Source organism: Myxacorys sp., assembly GCF_059501405.1.
This window is the reverse complement of record NZ_JCACCM010000137.1, coordinates 1-15,230: the sequence shown is the minus strand read 5'-3', so window position 1 is coordinate 15,230 and position 15,230 is coordinate 1. Positions and strand designations below refer to the sequence as shown.

Sequence of the window (15,230 nt, the reverse complement as noted above, 5' to 3'; positions counted from 1 at the left end):
CGGGCATCAATTCTTGAAGCACTATCTGTAGCTGGACTTTAGAGATTTGGTATAATACCAACCGGGATCAGAAGCGTCTTGAAAGGCAATGCCAACCGAGATGAAGTAGAAGCCTGCAATTCTGCCTTGCTTCTCCTCTATGGCGTCTGTGCGTAGACCGTAGCTTTTCCAACGAATAGTCTGCCAGAGTTGGTACTGGGGCTGAGGAGTGGGGTTCTCAATCAGTTCTTTTAACTTCTGCTCGAATTCGGTTAGAGACATGATGCTTCCTCGTAGATTACGCCAACTGATAAACACAAACCTGCTCCGCACTCTCTAGCCCCAACTCTTGCAAGATGAAGTCTGCAATCCAGCGGGGAAACTGAACGAGGGAGAGTTCGATCCCATTGGCAAATACTCCTAGAAAGTGCGATCGCCCAAAGGTGGCAACGGCTTCATCTACCAAAGCATGAGGATCACGAATCACCGAGAGCAATAGATCCGCCTCATCACCGCCGCCCCGCAAGCCATCTTGCACGTAGCGAACGATTGAAGCCGCTTCGGGTGGGAGACAAGAGTGCTTCAACACTAGCTCTGTGTCGATCAGATCAAGACATTCCTTTGCCAGCTCTCTAGCGGCGACCTCTGCCTGTTCGATGCTGGAAGCGGCGTATTCTTTGCCATTGATGATGAAACACGTTAAGCCGTAGAAGTCGTCGTGAGACTTCTGAATATCAGTTCTAGTTGCTGTGACCATGACTTGTTTAGTTCTATTGCTGTAGCTGTGGCGATAGAAGCAGTCACCCAAACGAGTGACTGCCTGAAGGGGAAATTAGAAGGCGTGACAAACTTGAGCGAGTTGCTTTTCCTCAACTCGCCAATCGTTACCTGTTGCCAATTTCAAGAGTCGATTGAGTTGGGTGTTCGCCCAAACTTCTTGACGAATGAGGACATCAAAGGTCTGAAACTCTAGGGTGGCTAGGCAGTTCTCAAAGCGTCTAGCTTTCACTTGATAGCGCTGCGTTTTGATGCCGCTGTAGGTAGCGTTGGGAGCGGTAATGAAGCGAGTTTGCGTGGAAGGTGCGATCGTTGCTAGCATGACTGTAAATCCTTTAACAGAGGGTTTGTGGAGGAAGCGCTTAAGTTGTCCAGACCGGGGCGCTTTCTCTATGCCTATTAATGTAACCTTGTTAATTAACACTTGTCAACCATCTAGTTAACAGTTAACATATACTTGTTGCATGAGGGTTCAATAGGTATGCCAGTGCGTGTTAGGCGAATCGTCAAGCAGGAAATTGATATTCCTGGCTTGGGAGAACAAATCAAGAAAGCTAGAGAGACTGACGATCGCTCAGTCACTGAGCTTGCCAAAAAAGTAGGTATTTCTCGAAACTACTGGTATCAACTAGAGGCAGAGTCTGTTCTGGGAGGCGTAGCAGAAGACACGCTCAGAAAAATCGAAGAAGTTTTAGGGGTCGATTTCGGAGTGGTCTTCAATGATTGATCCTCAAACTATCAACCCTCTCGCTCTTCCCTCGGTTCCCTTAGAGTTGCGATCGCAACTGCCTGAAACGCCGTGCATCTATTTCGCGATCAATTCATTAGGGCAAGTGCAATATATTGGGCGATCTGCAAATCCAAAAAGGCGATGGGGGCAAACCGATAAGTTAGGGGAGTACAAGTATACTACTTATTCCAACTACAGAGGGCACTTGTTGCCTTCATACTCATAAAAACTGTGTCTAAGTACTTGCTTGAACACCACTTAGCACCAATTGAATTGCAGCTTGTGTATAGCGTTCAATCATCTCCTGGCTCAGGAGATCCTCATCCGGTGTGAGATGCTTCACGTTGTCATAAGCATTCGCATAGAACGTACAGATGCCAATGATATTAAGCGTCGTCATGTGAACATCGAGTGGGCGAAATACATCAGTTTGCACACCGCGTTCTAGAACGCCTGCTAATTGTGCAATCGGTTCTTGCCAATTAATCAGTTTGAAATACCGTCCCTGGTTCTGAATGGCTTCCTGAAACAGCAACATTCCACGATTTCGGTTGGTCGTTTCGTATTCAATGGTAGCTCGGAGTAGAGCTTTCAGGGCTTCATCCGCAGGCAAAGTCTCTAGATCCAATTGGTCAAATACAGTCTGAAGAACTGCTGCTGGGCGCTGTAAGACGGCTTGATATAACCCTTCTTTACTCTGGAAGTAGTAGTAAATCATCCGAGGTGCGACCCCTGCACGAGTTGCAATCGGGTCAACCCGTGTCCCATGCAGTCCATGCTGAGCAAACTCAATTTCGGCAGCATTGAGAATTTGCTGCTGCGTTGCCTCGGCATCCCGAACGGCTCGACTTGACTGCTCTGAGGATTGTGCTTTACGCGCCATAGGTCACCGTTAATTTCCAACATCTTTCATCCTACTCGGTTCTATGAAATAAACGTTCCATTAACGCTTGACAAAAGCAAGTCACATCTTTCATTCTTATGAAATAAACGTTTAATTTATAAATCTATGACGCGATTTCTGATTGGCACAATTGCGGCGGCTGGGCACGTCAATCCTGCTTTACCGATTGTGCAACGGCTCATTGAGCAAGGGCATGAGGTGTGGTGGTATACCGGGCGTGGTTTGAAGGACAAGGTTGAAGCGACGGGTGCGCGGCACGTTCCGATTCAACGTGGCATTGATCTAACGATTTCGGAGACGATTCCGAAAAGCTGGCTAGAACAACGGGATGCGCTCAAAGGGGTAGATCAGTTTAAGTTCTATCTCAAACATGGCTTTATTGATGCAGCGGTGACACAACTGCAAGATCTCACGGAGATTCTGGATGAATTTCCAGCAGAGGTATTGCTGTGTGATGTGTTCTTTTTGGGGATGTCATGGCTTTGGGAAAAAACAGGCTTACCGTGGGCAGCATTTGGAATGTCTGCTTTACCGTTTATGAGTCGTGATACCGCTCCATTTGGCTTAGGAATGCAGCCGAATCATTCTGTTCTTGGACTACTCCGGAATCAGCTACTGAACTCCTTCTCAAATACTATATTGATGCGAGATGTGCGAGTTCACTTAGATCAGGCTCGGGCTGGTGTTGGGTTAGCTCCTAAAGGGCAAGATTTTTTCACCGCTGCGCTCTCCCCATTTCTCTACCTTCAAGGAACAACGCCCTCGTTTGAATATCCACGTCGCGACTTGCCGCCCCAGGTTCACTTTATTGGCACTTTTCTTCCTCCGGCTCCTACCGACTTTGTGCTGCCTGATTGGTGGCAGGATTTGCAGGGTGAACTGCCTGTGGTGCATGTCACTCAGGGAACCGTTGCAACTGAAGCCAGTAATCTAATCGAGCCAACAATGCAAGCTCTGGCGACTGAAGATATGTTAGTCGTTGCCACAACTGGAGGACAGCCGATTGACGACCTTAAGCTAAAAGCCATGCCTGCAAACGTGCGAGTTGAACCCTTTATTCCTCATGCTCATTTGCTACCTCATGTGGATGTTATGGTCACGAATGGTGGATTCAATGGAGTTCAGATTGCTCTGGCAAACGGAATACCGATGGCTACAGCCGGACAAACCGAGGAAAAACCGGAAATCTGTGCCAGAGTGCAATGGACAGGGACAGGAATTGACCTCAAGACTAGCACTCCAACACCTGCACAGATTAGAAATGCAGTAAAAGCAATTCTATCTACTCCAACTTACAAGCAGAATGCACAACGGTTTCAGCAAGAAATCAGTTCGTATGATTCTCCGACGATTGCAACAGTGTTACTCGAAACCTTAGCAACAACAAAGCAACCTGTGCTGAGAAAGTAATGACAACCTCCAAATCAACAGCCTTTCTGCCTGGTTTACCGCAGTTCGGTTTAGGGCTCTGGGACGGTTGGACAGCGTATTTTCTTTACAGGCTAACCCTGGAACTAGTGATGTTTCGACGCTGGCAATCCGGGAACTGGCACTCAGTTTCACTCCTTTCATAGTTGATCAGATTAGGTCTGTGAATTCAGCATAAACTCAACTTTAGAAGTCTCGATGCAATTTTCTATTGAACAAGTCATTCCACACAATGAAGAATGGCAGCAATTGTGTAACAAACTCAAAGTGGCAAATTCTTTCAGTGCGATTGTGCTAACGGCTCGGTTGATGGGCTTGCGAATTGCCAAGGTGATCATAGAACAACAATTAGCTGAACGTGCTCAAGTTCAGATATCCTGGAATCGCTGCCCTGTCTGCAACACTCAGCTTGTGAGCAAGGGGTTTGCCTGCCGACAAATGCTGACGGTAGTCGGGTGGATCGAGTGGAAACGCCGAGTTGGGCGCTGCCCTAGACGTTGCTTAGGGAGCCAAAGTATTCCTTTAGATGAGGCGCTTGGGCTTCGAGCTTATCAACAAACATCGATGGAACTTGTTCGGCTGGGGTGCTTACTGGCTGTGTTTTTGCCCTACAATCTCGCGGCTCAAGTCTTGCTGCAATTGGCTGGAGTTTCTGTTAACGACGATGCGCTCTGGGAGTGGATACAACGTTTTGGACAACAAGCTGTAAAAGACCTGAAATCACAATTAGACGCTTTAAAGACAGGACAATCACTACCCCTAGAATCGCTCGATAATGCACTTCTCATTCGAGAGCGATTTCGTGTAACTCCCCTATTGCGGCAGTTATACGGCGTGAATTCGGTATAAAGCCTGAAAAAACGGAAGTTATCCGGTTTGCAAACGGCATCATTGCCTTGAAGGGACATTTATCCAGTTGAGAAGAACTCCAAGCAGAAATAAGTTAGGCTGTTTCAGGTTACTGCTGAGACAGTACTTAGGGATTATTCGGTGAGATAACGGATCGCTAACTACTCACGTATCATCACGATTTGACTCCCATTGCGTCGTCTTCTGTGCCAAGCCCAGAAATGCTCTGATGACTGGAGAGGAATCATGCTGCCGCCACGCCAAGTAAAGTCCGGTCTGAGGGGTTTGCTCTTGTAAGGGTCTGTAAATAACTCCGCTTCTGTGGAAATTTTGCAAGGAGGCGGGAACGAAAGCAATGCCTAGTCCTGCTGCAACCAAGCCGATGATCGTTTGCATCTGGACTGCCTCCTGAGCGACTTTCGGACGAAATCCAGCTTGTTGACAAATTTGAATAATCTGCTCATAAAAGACGGGTCCCAGTTTGGCAGGAAATAGGATAAAGGATTCATCTGCCAAAGTAGAGACAGACACTTTGACTTGGGCAGAGAGCAGATGAGTTTGTGGCAACGCCAATACCAATGATTCTTGCAAAACGCATTTTGTACTTAGACCTGGCTCGGTGATGGCAGAACGAACAACGCCGACATCAATCTGGTTTTGATGCAGGGCATGAATTTGTTGAGCAGTTGTCAGTTCATGCAATCGCAGTTCTATAGCCGGAAACTGTTCGCGAAAGACCCTTAAAATATCGGGCAGTAAGGTATACGTTGCAGAATCAACAAACCCGATCGCTAACCGTCCAACCTCACCCCGCCCGATTCGTTGTGTCACTTCGATCGCCTGTTCGAGTTGCGCTAACACGAGGTAAGAGCGCTCTAAAAACACTTTGCCTGCTTCAGTCAACTGCACGTGGCGCTTCGTTCGTTCAAACAGCTTGACGCCTAGTTCATCTTCTAAACTGCGAATCTGCTGACTGAGCGGGGGTTGGGAAATGCCCAATCGCTCTGCTGCTCGACTAAAATGCAACTCCTCAGCCACGGCAATGAAATAGTGCAGATGCCGTAATTCCATGACACTTATATCTCTAAGCTATTAATCCTAGTCATATATATATTGGACAGTCTTATAGCTGTCTCCTACCGTAAGAGATATGAGGCGCGTCTCATCGTTTTGATATTGGAGAAAGCAAATGAACTCAGACAAAAATCGTGTTGCTCCCAAAGTTTGGTTGATTACAGGATGTTCGACCGGGTTCGGACGTGCCCTAGCAGAAGCGGTGTTGAAGAAGGGCGACTCCCTCATTGCGACTGCTCGCGAACCAGAGCAACTTCGCGCATTGATTGAACCCTATCCAGAAACCGCAAAGGCTGTACGTCTGGATGTAACATTGCCCCAGGACATCCAAGCAGCCATTGATACAGCGATCGCCACCTTTGGTCGAATTGATGTACTGGTCAACAATGCGGGACATGGACTCATTGCCGCACTCGAAGAAATCAGTGATGTGGACATTCACCAATTTTTTGAAACCAACTTCTTTGGGGCAGTCCGGCTGATGCGAGCTGTCTTGCCTTTAATGCGTCAGCAAGGCAGCGGTCACATTGTCAATATGTCATCTACGGCAGGATTGGTGGGATTTGGCGGAAGCAGTCTCTACTGTGGCGCTAAGTTCGCCCTAGAAGGCACATCTGAAGCCCTGGCTAAAGAAGTCGAATCTTTTGGAATTAAAGTGACTTTAATTGAGCCTGGGGCATTTCGCACAGACTTCAACGGACGCTCTCTGGCAGCAGCCGAACAACCCATTCATGCCTATGCTTCGGTGAGCGCGGCATCATTGCAGTGGTTCAAAGAGATGGATGGTCAGCAACCTGGCAATCCAGCGAAAGCGTCGCAAGCCATCATTCAAGCTGTGGAAGATCCTCATCCGCCGATGCGACTAGCATTAGGCACGGATGCCATGACCCTGATTCAGGAAAAACTGGAATCGATTAAAACGGATTTAGATGCTTGGCAGCAGGTGACAGTCAGTACGGATTATACAGATAGGAACAGTGAGGTAATGGTTAGGTAACTTGAATACGGTCTGCCAGCAGCCTAACAACACAGTGGAGCGGACAGTAGATAGATTTCGCGCTTCGGTGCTATCTGCCGCCGCTCACTTTAGCCATTATGCCGATTGTGAAACCATGAGGGAAATCATTTTGAGGTCTGGTGTTGGGTTGTCACCGCGCACTGGGAAAAGCGATCGCAGCTACCCAACACGCCTTTCTATTTCGCGATCGACAGTCAGAGCGCGGGAAGTTCGGACCGCGATTCACCAGCAACGAGCAAATCCGTCAACGTGACGGATTTCAGCTAACAAAGAGATCGCAGCTTTCTGAAACGTTGTGTATTTATTTCGATCATTAACCCACACTGGGCCTAACAACTTCTTTGACGACGCTTTCATCTACCTGAGTCTGCTCTATATCTTCTAGCTTGACTATTAATAGGATATGCTTCCACATCAATACTTTGATTCTCCAGGACCATTGACAGGTCAAAATTCAACATTTCCACTCTGGCTGCTGGGTCTTGCTGTAGTTTCCTTGACTGCTAATTTTATAGGAGCTTGGTTCAATAAGCCGTGGTTGCGTCATGTAGCGACGCTCATAATGGGTATCTATCTCATAGGTGGCTTGTGGACACTTTTAGAGCGCTTGTGGACTTTTGGTGAAACGTTGTTCAATCAATCTATGTAGTAGGTTGAGGGTCAGAGTGAGTGCCATAAGTGCTTGAATTAAAGCCAGAGACACCTATCGAACAACTTTCTAGCTGAGTTGGCGGCAGAGGCGGGTATCAGCGTCCCCCACTGGAACCGAGTTGAGAACGAAAAAGTTGGAGAGTTGCCACTAGAAACACTTCGAGGTGTTGAATAAGCTCTTGGCGTTGATCTGAAAGTTAAATTCGGCGATCGCTCTTGAAACTATTAACCCTCTCGCTCTTCCCTCAATTCCTTTAGAGTTGCGTTCACGCTTTCCCTCGTTGAAGTCCAACCCGCACGAAAACGCTAGGGTTAAGTTTTCTGGGGAGGCGGATATTCCATTCACCGACTCGGCATGCTGCGCGCGATTACGACCCGATGCAGACGGGCGGCTCTGGGATGGACGAATAACTGCTGTTCTCAAACTCGTCTAGGCACAGCTTCTAGGTCATCGGGCACCTTTATGTCGGCTTCATCCCTATCCCCCCTCGTGGCGCAATGAGCCGCGAGGGTAAAGATGCGGGATCAACCATAGCGGTTTCAGGAAATGACCGTAGTTGCTCGGATTGTTTGGGCACAAGGAAATCTCAAGATCGACTTAATCCCGATGCCATCCGACCGAGAGTGTCTCAATGCCTAGCCAAGCTGATTTCCCCTCTGCGATCGCCACCCCTAATGCTGCTCTGGCTGTGCCCTTACAGCTGCAACCTGAGATCAGTGGGTTAGTGGCCCCGTTGAGTCTGACCCGATCCAGCCAAGCGCTGCTATTTGTGGATCGTGGCGTTGCAGAGTATCAAACGCTGGTCGCAGGGGTCGCTCCAGGTACGGAAGTTCATGTGCTGGACTCGAGCCAAGATGCCATCACCCAAATCACCAATACTCTGCTGGGACGCCGCGATATTTCGAGTCTGCACATCCTTTCCCACGGCGAAGCGGGCAGGTTGAACTTTGGCAGGGGTGGACTGGACCTGGCAGACTTACCGCAATATGCAGCACAGCTCCAGTCGTGGAGCAATGTGCTGACGAAGGATGCCGACATTCTGCTCTACGGCTGCAATGTGGCGCAGGGCGAACTGGGTCAGGCGTTTGTCAACGGGCTCAGTGACCTAACCGGAGCTGATGTTGCCGCCTCAGATGACCGGACAGGGAGTGCGGGCAGAGACGGCAACTGGACCTTGGAAGTGAACCAAGGCACCATCGATGCCGCGCTGGCGTTTCTGCCCACGACGATGCAGGGCTACCGTGGCGTGCTGGATAATGCTACCTTTGCCTGGGCACAGCAGTTTACCAGCGGCTCCTTGGTCACAGAGTCCAAGACCGTTGTGGATGGGGCGGGCAATGTCTACATCACGGGTTCCTTCACGGGCACGGTTGACTTTGACCCCGGGGCGGGCACCATGACCCTCACCAGCGTGTCGGGTAGCGATGACATTTTTGTGAGCAAGCTGGATGCAGGCGGGAACTTCCTCTGGGCCAAGCGCCTCGGCGGGAGCAATGTCGACCAAGCCACCGGCCTCAGCGTCGATGGCAGCGGCAATGTCTACACCACGGGAACCTTTCAAGGCACCGCCGACTTTGATCCTGGTGAGGGCACGATGACCCTCACCAGTGTGTCGTCGCATAGCACAGACATTTTTATCAGCAAGCTGGATGCGGGCGGGAACTTCCTCTGGGCCAAGAGCCTCGGGGGCATCAGTATCGACCGAGCCAACAGCATCAGCGTCGATGGCAGCGGCAATGTCTACACCACGGGAACCTTTCAGGACGCGGCCGATTTTGACCCGGGTGAGGGCACGACAACCCTCACGAGTGCGGGTAGCACTGACATTTTTATCAGCAAGCTCGATGTGGATGGGAACTTTGTCTGGGCCAAGAGCCTCGGCGGGAACAGTAGCGACTTTGTCAGGGGCATCAGCGTCGATGGCAGTGGCCATGTCTACACCACAGGCTACTTCAGCGGCACCGCCGACTTTGATCCTGGTGAGGGTACGACGAACCTCACCAGTGTGGGTAGCGATGACATTTTTATCAGCAAGCTGGATGCGGGCGGGAACTTCCTCTGGGCCAAGAGCTTCGGCGGGAGCAGTAGCGACTTTGCCAACGGCATCAGCGTCGATGGCAGCGGCAATGTCTACACTACGGGCTTCTTCACAGGCACCGCCGACTTTGACCCCGGGGCAGGCACCATGACCCTCACGGGTGAGCCGTATAGCCCAGACATCTTTGTGAGCAAGCTGGACGCAGGCGGGAACTTCCTCTGGGCCAAGCGCCTCGGCGGGAGTGACAGTAGAGACATTGCCACCAGCATCAGCGTCGACGGCAGTGGCAATGTCTACACTACGGGCTACTTCAATCGCACCGCTGACTTTGACCCCGGAGCGGGCACCATGACCCTCACGAATGCGGGTAGCGATGACATTTTTATCAGCAAGCTGGACGCAGGCGGGAACTTCCTCTGGGCCAAGCGCCTCGGCGGGAGTGATACCGACCAAGCCACCAGCATCAGCGTCGATGGCAGCGGCAATGTCTACACCACGGGAACCTTTCAAGGCACCGCCGACTTTGACCCCGGGGCAGGCACCTTTAATCTGGCAACGGGCGGCGTCACCAGCATTTTTCTCTCGAAGCTAGATACGACAGGGACCTTTGTCCGGGCGCAACAGTTTACCAGCGGCTCCTTGGGCACACAGCCCAAGATTGTTGTGGATGGAGCGGGCAATGTCTACACCACAGGCACTTTCGCTGGCACGGTCGACTTTGATCCTGGTGAGGGCACGACGAACCTCACCAGTGTGGGTAGCGCTGACATTTTTGTGAGCAAGCTGAATGCGAGCGGGAACTTCCTCTGGGCTAAGCGCCTCGGCGGCAGCAGTACCGACAGTGCCACCGACATCAGCATCGATGGAAGCGGCAATGTCTACACCACGGGCTACTTCAATAGCGTCGCCGACTTCAACCCTGGGGCAGGTATCACGAACCTCGTCACTGCGGGTGGCACTGACATTTTTGTGAGCAAGCTGGATGCGGGCGGGAACTTCGTCTGGGCCAAGCGCCTCGGTGGGATCAGGAGCGACATTGCCACCAGCATCAGCGTCGATGGCAGCGGCAATGTCTACACTACGGGCACCTTCAGTGGCACGGTCGACTTTGACCCCGGGGCAGGCACGATGAACCTCACGAGTGCGGATGGCAAAGACATTTTTGTGAGCAAGCTGGATGCGGGCGGGAACTTCGTCTGGGCCAAGCGCCTCGGCGGCAGCAGTAACGACGAAGCCAGCGGCATCAGCGTCGATGGCAGCGGCAATGTCTACACTACGGGCTTCTTCACAGGCACCGCCGACTTTGACCCCGGTGAGAGCACAATGAACTTCACTAGTGTGGGTAGCGCTGACATTTTTGTGAGCAAGCTGGATGCGGGCGGGAACTTCGTCTGGGCCAAGCGCCTCGGCGGCAGCAGTGTCGACTTTGCCACCAGCATCAGCGTCGATGGCAACGGCAATGTCTACACTACGGGCACCTTTGCTAGCACGGTCGACTTTGATCCAGGTGAGGGCATCATGACCCTCACCAGTGTGTCGGGTAGCACTGACATTTTTATCAGCAAGCTGGATGCGGGCGGGAACTTCGTCTGGGCCAAGCGCCTCGGCAGTAGCTTTAACGACGAAGCCAAAAGCATCAGCGTCGATAGCAGCGGCAATGTCTACACCACGGGCTACTTCCAAGGCACCGTCGACTTTGACCCGGATGAGGGCACGACGAACTTCACGAGTGCGGGTAGCACTGACATTTTTGTGAGCAAGCTGGATGCGGGCGGGAACTTCGTCTGGGCCAAGCGCCTCGGCGGCAGCAGTAACGACCTTGCCAACGGCATCAGCATCGATGGCAGCGGCAATGTCTACACCACGGGCTACTTCCGAGGTCCCGTCGACTTTGACCCCAATGAGGGCACCTTTACTCTGGCAGCGGGCGGCCTCACCAACATTTTTCTCTTGAAGCTGTCGCAGGTACCCACCCTCACCATTGCTGCCACGCCCCTAAGCTACACTGAAAATGACGCCGCGACCTTGCTTGATCCCACCGCCACCGTCGTGGATGTTGGCTCTGCTGATTTTGACACCGGCACCCTGACCGTCAGTTATAGCGCCAATGGCACCGCAGACGATCGCCTCGCCATTCACAACCAGGGCACGGGCAATGGGCTGATTAGTGTCTCTGGCAGTGATGTCACCTACAGTGGCAGGGTCATTGGTACCTTTACCGGAGGTGTGGGTACAACCCCCCTCGTCGTCACCTTCAACAGCGATTCCAGCCCTGCTGCTGCCGAGGCACTGCTCCGAGTCATCGCCTATAGCAACGTCTCGGAGGCACCCTCCAGCGCCCCTCGTACGTTAAGCATTGTGCTGACGGATGGAGACGGCGGCACCAGCACGCCGGCGAACAAAACCATTACGGTTGCATCCGTTAACGATGCGCCGACCGTTACCGCGCCGACCGCGATCGCCATTACCGAAGATACGCCGCTGGTCTTCTCCACCCTGAACAACAATGCCATTACCATCAGCGATGTGGATGCAGGTAGCAATCCCGTGCAGATTAGCCTCACGGCTACCAATGGCGCTGTCACCCTGAGCAGCACGACCGGACTGATAGGGTTGACGGGCAACGGCAGCAGCAATCTCAGCTTTAGCGGCACTCTCACCGACATCAACGCGGCCTTGCAAGGGTTAACCTTCGCTCCGACTGCCAACTTTTATGGGTCTGGTGCGATCGCCATTAACGTCAATGACCAGGGGCATACTAGTGGCACCGCTCAAAGCGGCAACGGCAGCATTAACATCACCATTACTCCTGACGTAAAGCTACTGTGGCGCAATGGCACGACAGGCACTACCTCCACTAGTACGGGCGAAAACGCCGTCTGGCAATTGGATAACTTCACGCTCCAGAACAGTTACTACCTTCCTACCATCGCTGATCTGAACTGGCAGGTGATCAGCAGTACCGCCGACTTCGATCGCGATGGTCATGCGGATATCCTGTGGCGCCACCGGGCGACGGGCGAGAATGCGATTTGGCAGATGAACAGCACCGGCTTCCAAAGCGGCTATTACCTTCCCACTATCGCCGATTTGAACTGGCGCATAATTTCCACCGCCGACTTCAATGGGGACGGTACGGCGGACCTCGTGTGGCGTCATCAGGCAACCGGTGAGAATGCCATCTGGCAGATGAACGGCTTTGTCATCGAAACCACCGCGCTCATTACGAGTGTCGCCGATCTCAACTGGCAGATTGTGAGTACGGATGACTTTGACGGGGACGGAAAGGCGGACCTGCTCTGGCGCCACCAAGCGACGGGTGAGAATGCGATTTGGCAAATGAACGGCTTCACGACCAAGAGTGCGTTTCTCTTCAGCCAAGTCGCTGATCCAAACTGGCAAGTCGCTGGTACGGCTGATTTTGATGGGGATGGGATTGCGGATATTGTGTGGCGCAACCGGGCGACGGGCGAGAATGCGATTTGGCAGATGAACAGCACCGGCTTGCAAAGCGGCTACTTCCTCACGACGGTGCCGGATGGGAATTGGCAGATTGTGGGTGTGGCCAACCTGGGTGGGGAGAGTACACCCGACCTGCTCTGGCGCAACGCCTCGACGGGGCAAGTTGGGATTTGGCAGATGAGCGGCTTGGGCGAGGTGCAAGCCTATGAACTCCTGAATGTGCCGGGTGAGTGGAGTGTGAAACCGTTTGTAGTCGCCTAAAGCCAGCACAGCTAGGTACATTGGCAGGCTCAGTGCGATCGTATTGAGGACAACCCTTGCTTCAAGGGTTGGCGTTGGCGGGTTGATACAGCTGGTCAGCAACGTGGCTCTTCCGTCCGCTCGCCTAGCTCACAGTCATAGCAGCAGTGATGTGGCTAGGGTTGTTCCCGCCGCAACTGCTGCACTGGCAGCAGCAAGCTCAACACCGGCACCTCATCAATCTTTAGTTTCTGGAGACAAGAAAACCGCGCGATCCCTCGGAGCTTGGCGAAGCCAATTGCAGGAGGAGTTGAGCGGAGTTGAGATCGCGCGGCTACGCTAGACATTCCTACCAGGTGGGAACCTCTAAGGCGATGTTGAGCAGGAAATCAGATAATGCCACTTCCCTTTAAAGTTGCACCCATACGCCAGTACGAAATCATTGATGTCGGTAACGAAGAGATTGGAATCTTACCGATCAAAAAGTACGAAAATCTTACCCGCGCCGAATATAGCTTCATTAAAAAACAAGATTTATACAACTATCAGTTTTCACTGGCGGCACTGGCTAAGCGAATTTCTCATGCAACGGGTGCTCATTTTGCTTACGTCAACGATCGCGTCAATGCCTATCTCTTCGGCGGCTTCATTCAAAATGACCTCGTGACAGTAGAAGGCAAAGAGGGCAAAATCACCAAAATTGAAACCGTTGAAGGAACCGAATTCATCACAGTTTCCTTTGATAGCAATGGTGACTTCGTTTCAGTTGCAGGCGAGGGCATTGAACTGGTCAGCCCAGCCTGGTATGCCGATTACTACTTAGAGATCACAACGCTCACCAACGAGTATCTAGAGTCGCTGCCCTACCAAAATTATGTGTATGCCACGGCGATCATTACCTTCCGTCTGGACCCTAACTGGAAGCTCGAAGACACAATGAATCCAGAGCTTCTGGACTATGAGCTAGTCCGTGAAGTGGCATCGTTTGCTTATAAAGAGAAAAACGGTTGGAAGACAGAAGAAGAAGCCGCGAAAGAGCCGTCCACGGATGAAGAGTTGGGAAAATCCTCGACGGAGATGTCGAACCCGACTGGGACGGCATCTTCTGGCGAATCCAGCACTACTGGGGACACGACGAGCGATTCAATCACAGAAACTTCGCCTTCCAGCCCATCAGCCTAATTTTTCAGGCGCTAGAGTGGGGAGCCAAGCTGCATCATGAAGAACTGCATCTGCATGAGTTAGGTATTGCTACTCTCTCTAGTTTGTTTGTCAATGCCAACCGGGGCAAGGACAGCGAGCCAGCATCACCGTCTGATTTTTATTACTTCCAGTCTGCTGCTGAGCATATCTCGATCCCTGCTGCGGCGTGCGATGCCTTCTTTAGTTGTGTGCGGGATGGCATCATGCCTGCGTGGGCAGTGCCTCTCTGCCCGATCGATAAGCTTGAATCCGGTCGAGCAAATGGGCGAGTCATTCGCCCACGAATCTGGGTTGGCGATGGCGTTGTGATATTGCTGCCTCGAATTTCAGGGCAGCAGGTTACAGCACCATTTGCGATCGTTGATGGTGCTGCGGGTGTTGTGGATGTGAAAGACCTGGATAGTGAGACGTGGTTTGCGGTTGATGTGCCTGCTGGCGATTGCTGGATGCTGGATGCAGAATTTTCACTTGTAGAGTCGAAAATCATTCTGATGAAGTAGGAATGTATCTCGATATCTTGTAGCTCTATGATTCAAGAACAGATTTTGACAACCTACACTCAAGACGAAGAGCTAAGTCTAGAGGGCTATGAGCTGGTTAAAGCTGCAATTGACAATAGTTCGGACAGTTTTTCGAGGGGGCTGAAACCCTTGAGTCCTCATTAGTTACTTTGCTGTAGAAGCGGGATGACACCCGCATTCCACCCTTGGTAATTTAAAGCTGTTCACAGTATTGGTGAATTAAGTAAGTGTTTATTGTGCCTTCTCCATAACTTAAAAAAAGATTGCGTAGTTTTTCGCAATGGCTATGAACATGATTTCTAATAGACTTAATCGGAAATAGGCAGTAGTCGAAGCCAGACAACAAGAGGCTTTC

At 51.6% G+C, this 15,230-nt stretch carries 15 protein-coding genes; 9 read left to right on the top strand and 6 right to left on the bottom strand.

Annotation, left to right across the window (positions count from 1 at the left end; all coding sequences use genetic code 11):
* Positions 1-21 precede the first annotated feature (21 nt).
* From AC5I6P_RS18820 to AC5I6P_RS18810, 3 genes are all read right to left on the bottom strand, one after another.
* Positions 22-261, bottom strand: a complete 240-nt coding sequence (locus AC5I6P_RS18820) for a hypothetical protein (protein ID WP_495695317.1) — start codon at positions 259-261, stop codon at positions 22-24.
* Positions 262-277: 16 nt separating this feature from the next.
* Positions 278-736 (bottom strand): hypothetical protein, encoded by a 459-nt coding sequence (locus AC5I6P_RS18815; RefSeq protein WP_495695316.1) that lies wholly within the window; start codon positions 734-736, stop codon positions 278-280.
* 75 nt (positions 737-811) lie between these two features.
* The gene (locus AC5I6P_RS18810; RefSeq protein ID WP_495695315.1) at positions 812-1,078 is read right to left on the bottom strand and encodes a hypothetical protein; all 267 of its coding nucleotides are present in this window, start codon (positions 1,076-1,078) and stop codon (positions 812-814) included.
* Between the two features lie 159 nt (positions 1,079-1,237).
* Between AC5I6P_RS18810 and AC5I6P_RS18805 the strand changes: the two genes are divergently transcribed.
* Both AC5I6P_RS18805 and AC5I6P_RS18800 read left to right on the top strand, forming a co-directional pair.
* Complete coding sequence (locus AC5I6P_RS18805) at positions 1,238-1,483, top strand: helix-turn-helix domain-containing protein (RefSeq protein WP_495695314.1); 246 nt, start codon at positions 1,238-1,240, stop codon at positions 1,481-1,483.
* Positions 1,476-1,712, top strand: a complete 237-nt coding sequence (locus AC5I6P_RS18800; RefSeq protein ID WP_495695313.1) for a GIY-YIG nuclease family protein — start codon at positions 1,476-1,478, stop codon at positions 1,710-1,712. Before AC5I6P_RS18805 ends, AC5I6P_RS18800 begins: the two co-directional genes overlap by 8 nt.
* Before the next feature lie 9 nt (positions 1,713-1,721).
* Here AC5I6P_RS18800 and AC5I6P_RS18795 read toward each other — a convergent pair whose 3' ends face one another.
* The gene (locus tag AC5I6P_RS18795; protein WP_495695312.1) at positions 1,722-2,369 is read right to left on the bottom strand and encodes a TetR/AcrR family transcriptional regulator; all 648 of its coding nucleotides are present in this window, start codon (positions 2,367-2,369) and stop codon (positions 1,722-1,724) included.
* 126 nt (positions 2,370-2,495) lie between these two features.
* Here AC5I6P_RS18795 and AC5I6P_RS18790 point away from each other — a divergent pair, with 126 nt between their 5' ends.
* Both AC5I6P_RS18790 and AC5I6P_RS18785 read left to right on the top strand, forming a co-directional pair.
* Positions 2,496-3,800, top strand: a complete 1,305-nt coding sequence (locus tag AC5I6P_RS18790; RefSeq protein WP_495695311.1) for a glycosyltransferase — start codon at positions 2,496-2,498, stop codon at positions 3,798-3,800.
* A gap of 216 nt (positions 3,801-4,016) precedes the next feature.
* Positions 4,017-4,667, top strand: a complete 651-nt coding sequence (locus tag AC5I6P_RS18785; protein WP_495695310.1) for a hypothetical protein — start codon at positions 4,017-4,019, stop codon at positions 4,665-4,667.
* Between the two features lie 165 nt (positions 4,668-4,832).
* On the opposite strand, the gene AC5I6P_RS18780 is transcribed toward AC5I6P_RS18785, so the two are convergent.
* Positions 4,833-5,738 (bottom strand): LysR family transcriptional regulator, encoded by a 906-nt coding sequence (locus AC5I6P_RS18780; RefSeq protein ID WP_495695309.1) that lies wholly within the window; start codon positions 5,736-5,738, stop codon positions 4,833-4,835.
* 118 nt (positions 5,739-5,856) lie between these two features.
* Here AC5I6P_RS18780 and AC5I6P_RS18775 point away from each other — a divergent pair, with 118 nt between their 5' ends.
* The 3 genes from AC5I6P_RS18775 to AC5I6P_RS18765 all read left to right on the top strand — a co-directional run bounded on the left by AC5I6P_RS18775 (position 5,857) and on the right by AC5I6P_RS18765 (position 13,172).
* Positions 5,857-6,738 carry an oxidoreductase gene (locus AC5I6P_RS18775; protein WP_495695308.1) on the top strand — a complete coding sequence of 294 codons (882 nt, stop codon included), beginning with the start codon at positions 5,857-5,859 and terminating at the stop codon, positions 6,736-6,738.
* Between the two features lies 1 nt (position 6,739).
* Positions 6,740-7,012, top strand: a complete 273-nt coding sequence (locus AC5I6P_RS18770) for a hypothetical protein (protein WP_495695307.1) — start codon at positions 6,740-6,742, stop codon at positions 7,010-7,012.
* 1,030 nt (positions 7,013-8,042) lie between these two features.
* The gene (locus AC5I6P_RS18765) at positions 8,043-13,172 is read left to right on the top strand and encodes an SBBP repeat-containing protein (RefSeq protein WP_495695306.1); all 5,130 of its coding nucleotides are present in this window, start codon (positions 8,043-8,045) and stop codon (positions 13,170-13,172) included.
* Positions 13,173-13,327: 155 nt separating this feature from the next.
* Here the strand turns inward: AC5I6P_RS18765 and AC5I6P_RS18760 are convergent, their stop codons facing one another.
* A complete protein-coding gene (locus AC5I6P_RS18760) occupies positions 13,328-13,498 on the bottom strand; it encodes a hypothetical protein (protein ID WP_495695305.1) in 171 nt (56 codons plus the stop codon).
* 49 nt (positions 13,499-13,547) lie between these two features.
* Here AC5I6P_RS18760 and AC5I6P_RS18755 point away from each other — a divergent pair, with 49 nt between their 5' ends.
* Together AC5I6P_RS18755 and AC5I6P_RS18750 are read left to right on the top strand one after the other, a co-directional pair.
* On the top strand, positions 13,548-14,333 hold the full coding sequence (locus AC5I6P_RS18755; protein WP_495695304.1) for a hypothetical protein: 786 nt from the start codon (positions 13,548-13,550) through the stop codon (positions 14,331-14,333).
* Between the two features lie 83 nt (positions 14,334-14,416).
* The gene (locus tag AC5I6P_RS18750) at positions 14,417-14,854 is read left to right on the top strand and encodes a hypothetical protein (RefSeq protein ID WP_495695303.1); all 438 of its coding nucleotides are present in this window, start codon (positions 14,417-14,419) and stop codon (positions 14,852-14,854) included.
* Positions 14,855-15,230: the final 376 nt, after the last annotated feature.

Excerpts from the sequence above, each read along its gene's own strand:
- AC5I6P_RS18775 (WP_495695308.1), top strand. The coding sequence starts at position 5,857 with ATGAACTCAGACAAAAATCGTGTTGCTCCCAAAGTTTGGTTGATTACA.
- AC5I6P_RS18760 (WP_495695305.1), bottom strand. The coding sequence starts at position 13,498 with ATGTCTAGCGTAGCCGCGCGATCTCAACTCCGCTCAACTCCTCCTGCA.
- AC5I6P_RS18790 (WP_495695311.1), top strand. The coding sequence starts at position 2,496 with ATGACGCGATTTCTGATTGGCACAATTGCGGCGGCTGGGCACGTCAAT.
- AC5I6P_RS18795 (WP_495695312.1), bottom strand. The coding sequence starts at position 2,369 with ATGGCGCGTAAAGCACAATCCTCAGAGCAGTCAAGTCGAGCCGTTCGG.
- AC5I6P_RS18785 (WP_495695310.1), top strand. The coding sequence starts at position 4,017 with ATGCAATTTTCTATTGAACAAGTCATTCCACACAATGAAGAATGGCAG.
- AC5I6P_RS18820 (WP_495695317.1), bottom strand. The coding sequence starts at position 261 with ATGTCTCTAACCGAATTCGAGCAGAAGTTAAAAGAACTGATTGAGAAC.
- AC5I6P_RS18780 (WP_495695309.1), bottom strand. The coding sequence starts at position 5,738 with ATGGAATTACGGCATCTGCACTATTTCATTGCCGTGGCTGAGGAGTTG.
- AC5I6P_RS18815 (WP_495695316.1), bottom strand. The coding sequence starts at position 736 with ATGGTCACAGCAACTAGAACTGATATTCAGAAGTCTCACGACGACTTC.
- AC5I6P_RS18810 (WP_495695315.1), bottom strand. The coding sequence starts at position 1,078 with ATGCTAGCAACGATCGCACCTTCCACGCAAACTCGCTTCATTACCGCT.
- AC5I6P_RS18765 (WP_495695306.1), top strand. The coding sequence starts at position 8,043 with ATGCCTAGCCAAGCTGATTTCCCCTCTGCGATCGCCACCCCTAATGCT.
- AC5I6P_RS18800 (WP_495695313.1), top strand. The coding sequence starts at position 1,476 with ATGATTGATCCTCAAACTATCAACCCTCTCGCTCTTCCCTCGGTTCCC.
- AC5I6P_RS18755 (WP_495695304.1), top strand. The coding sequence starts at position 13,548 with ATGCCACTTCCCTTTAAAGTTGCACCCATACGCCAGTACGAAATCATT.
- AC5I6P_RS18805 (WP_495695314.1), top strand. The coding sequence starts at position 1,238 with ATGCCAGTGCGTGTTAGGCGAATCGTCAAGCAGGAAATTGATATTCCT.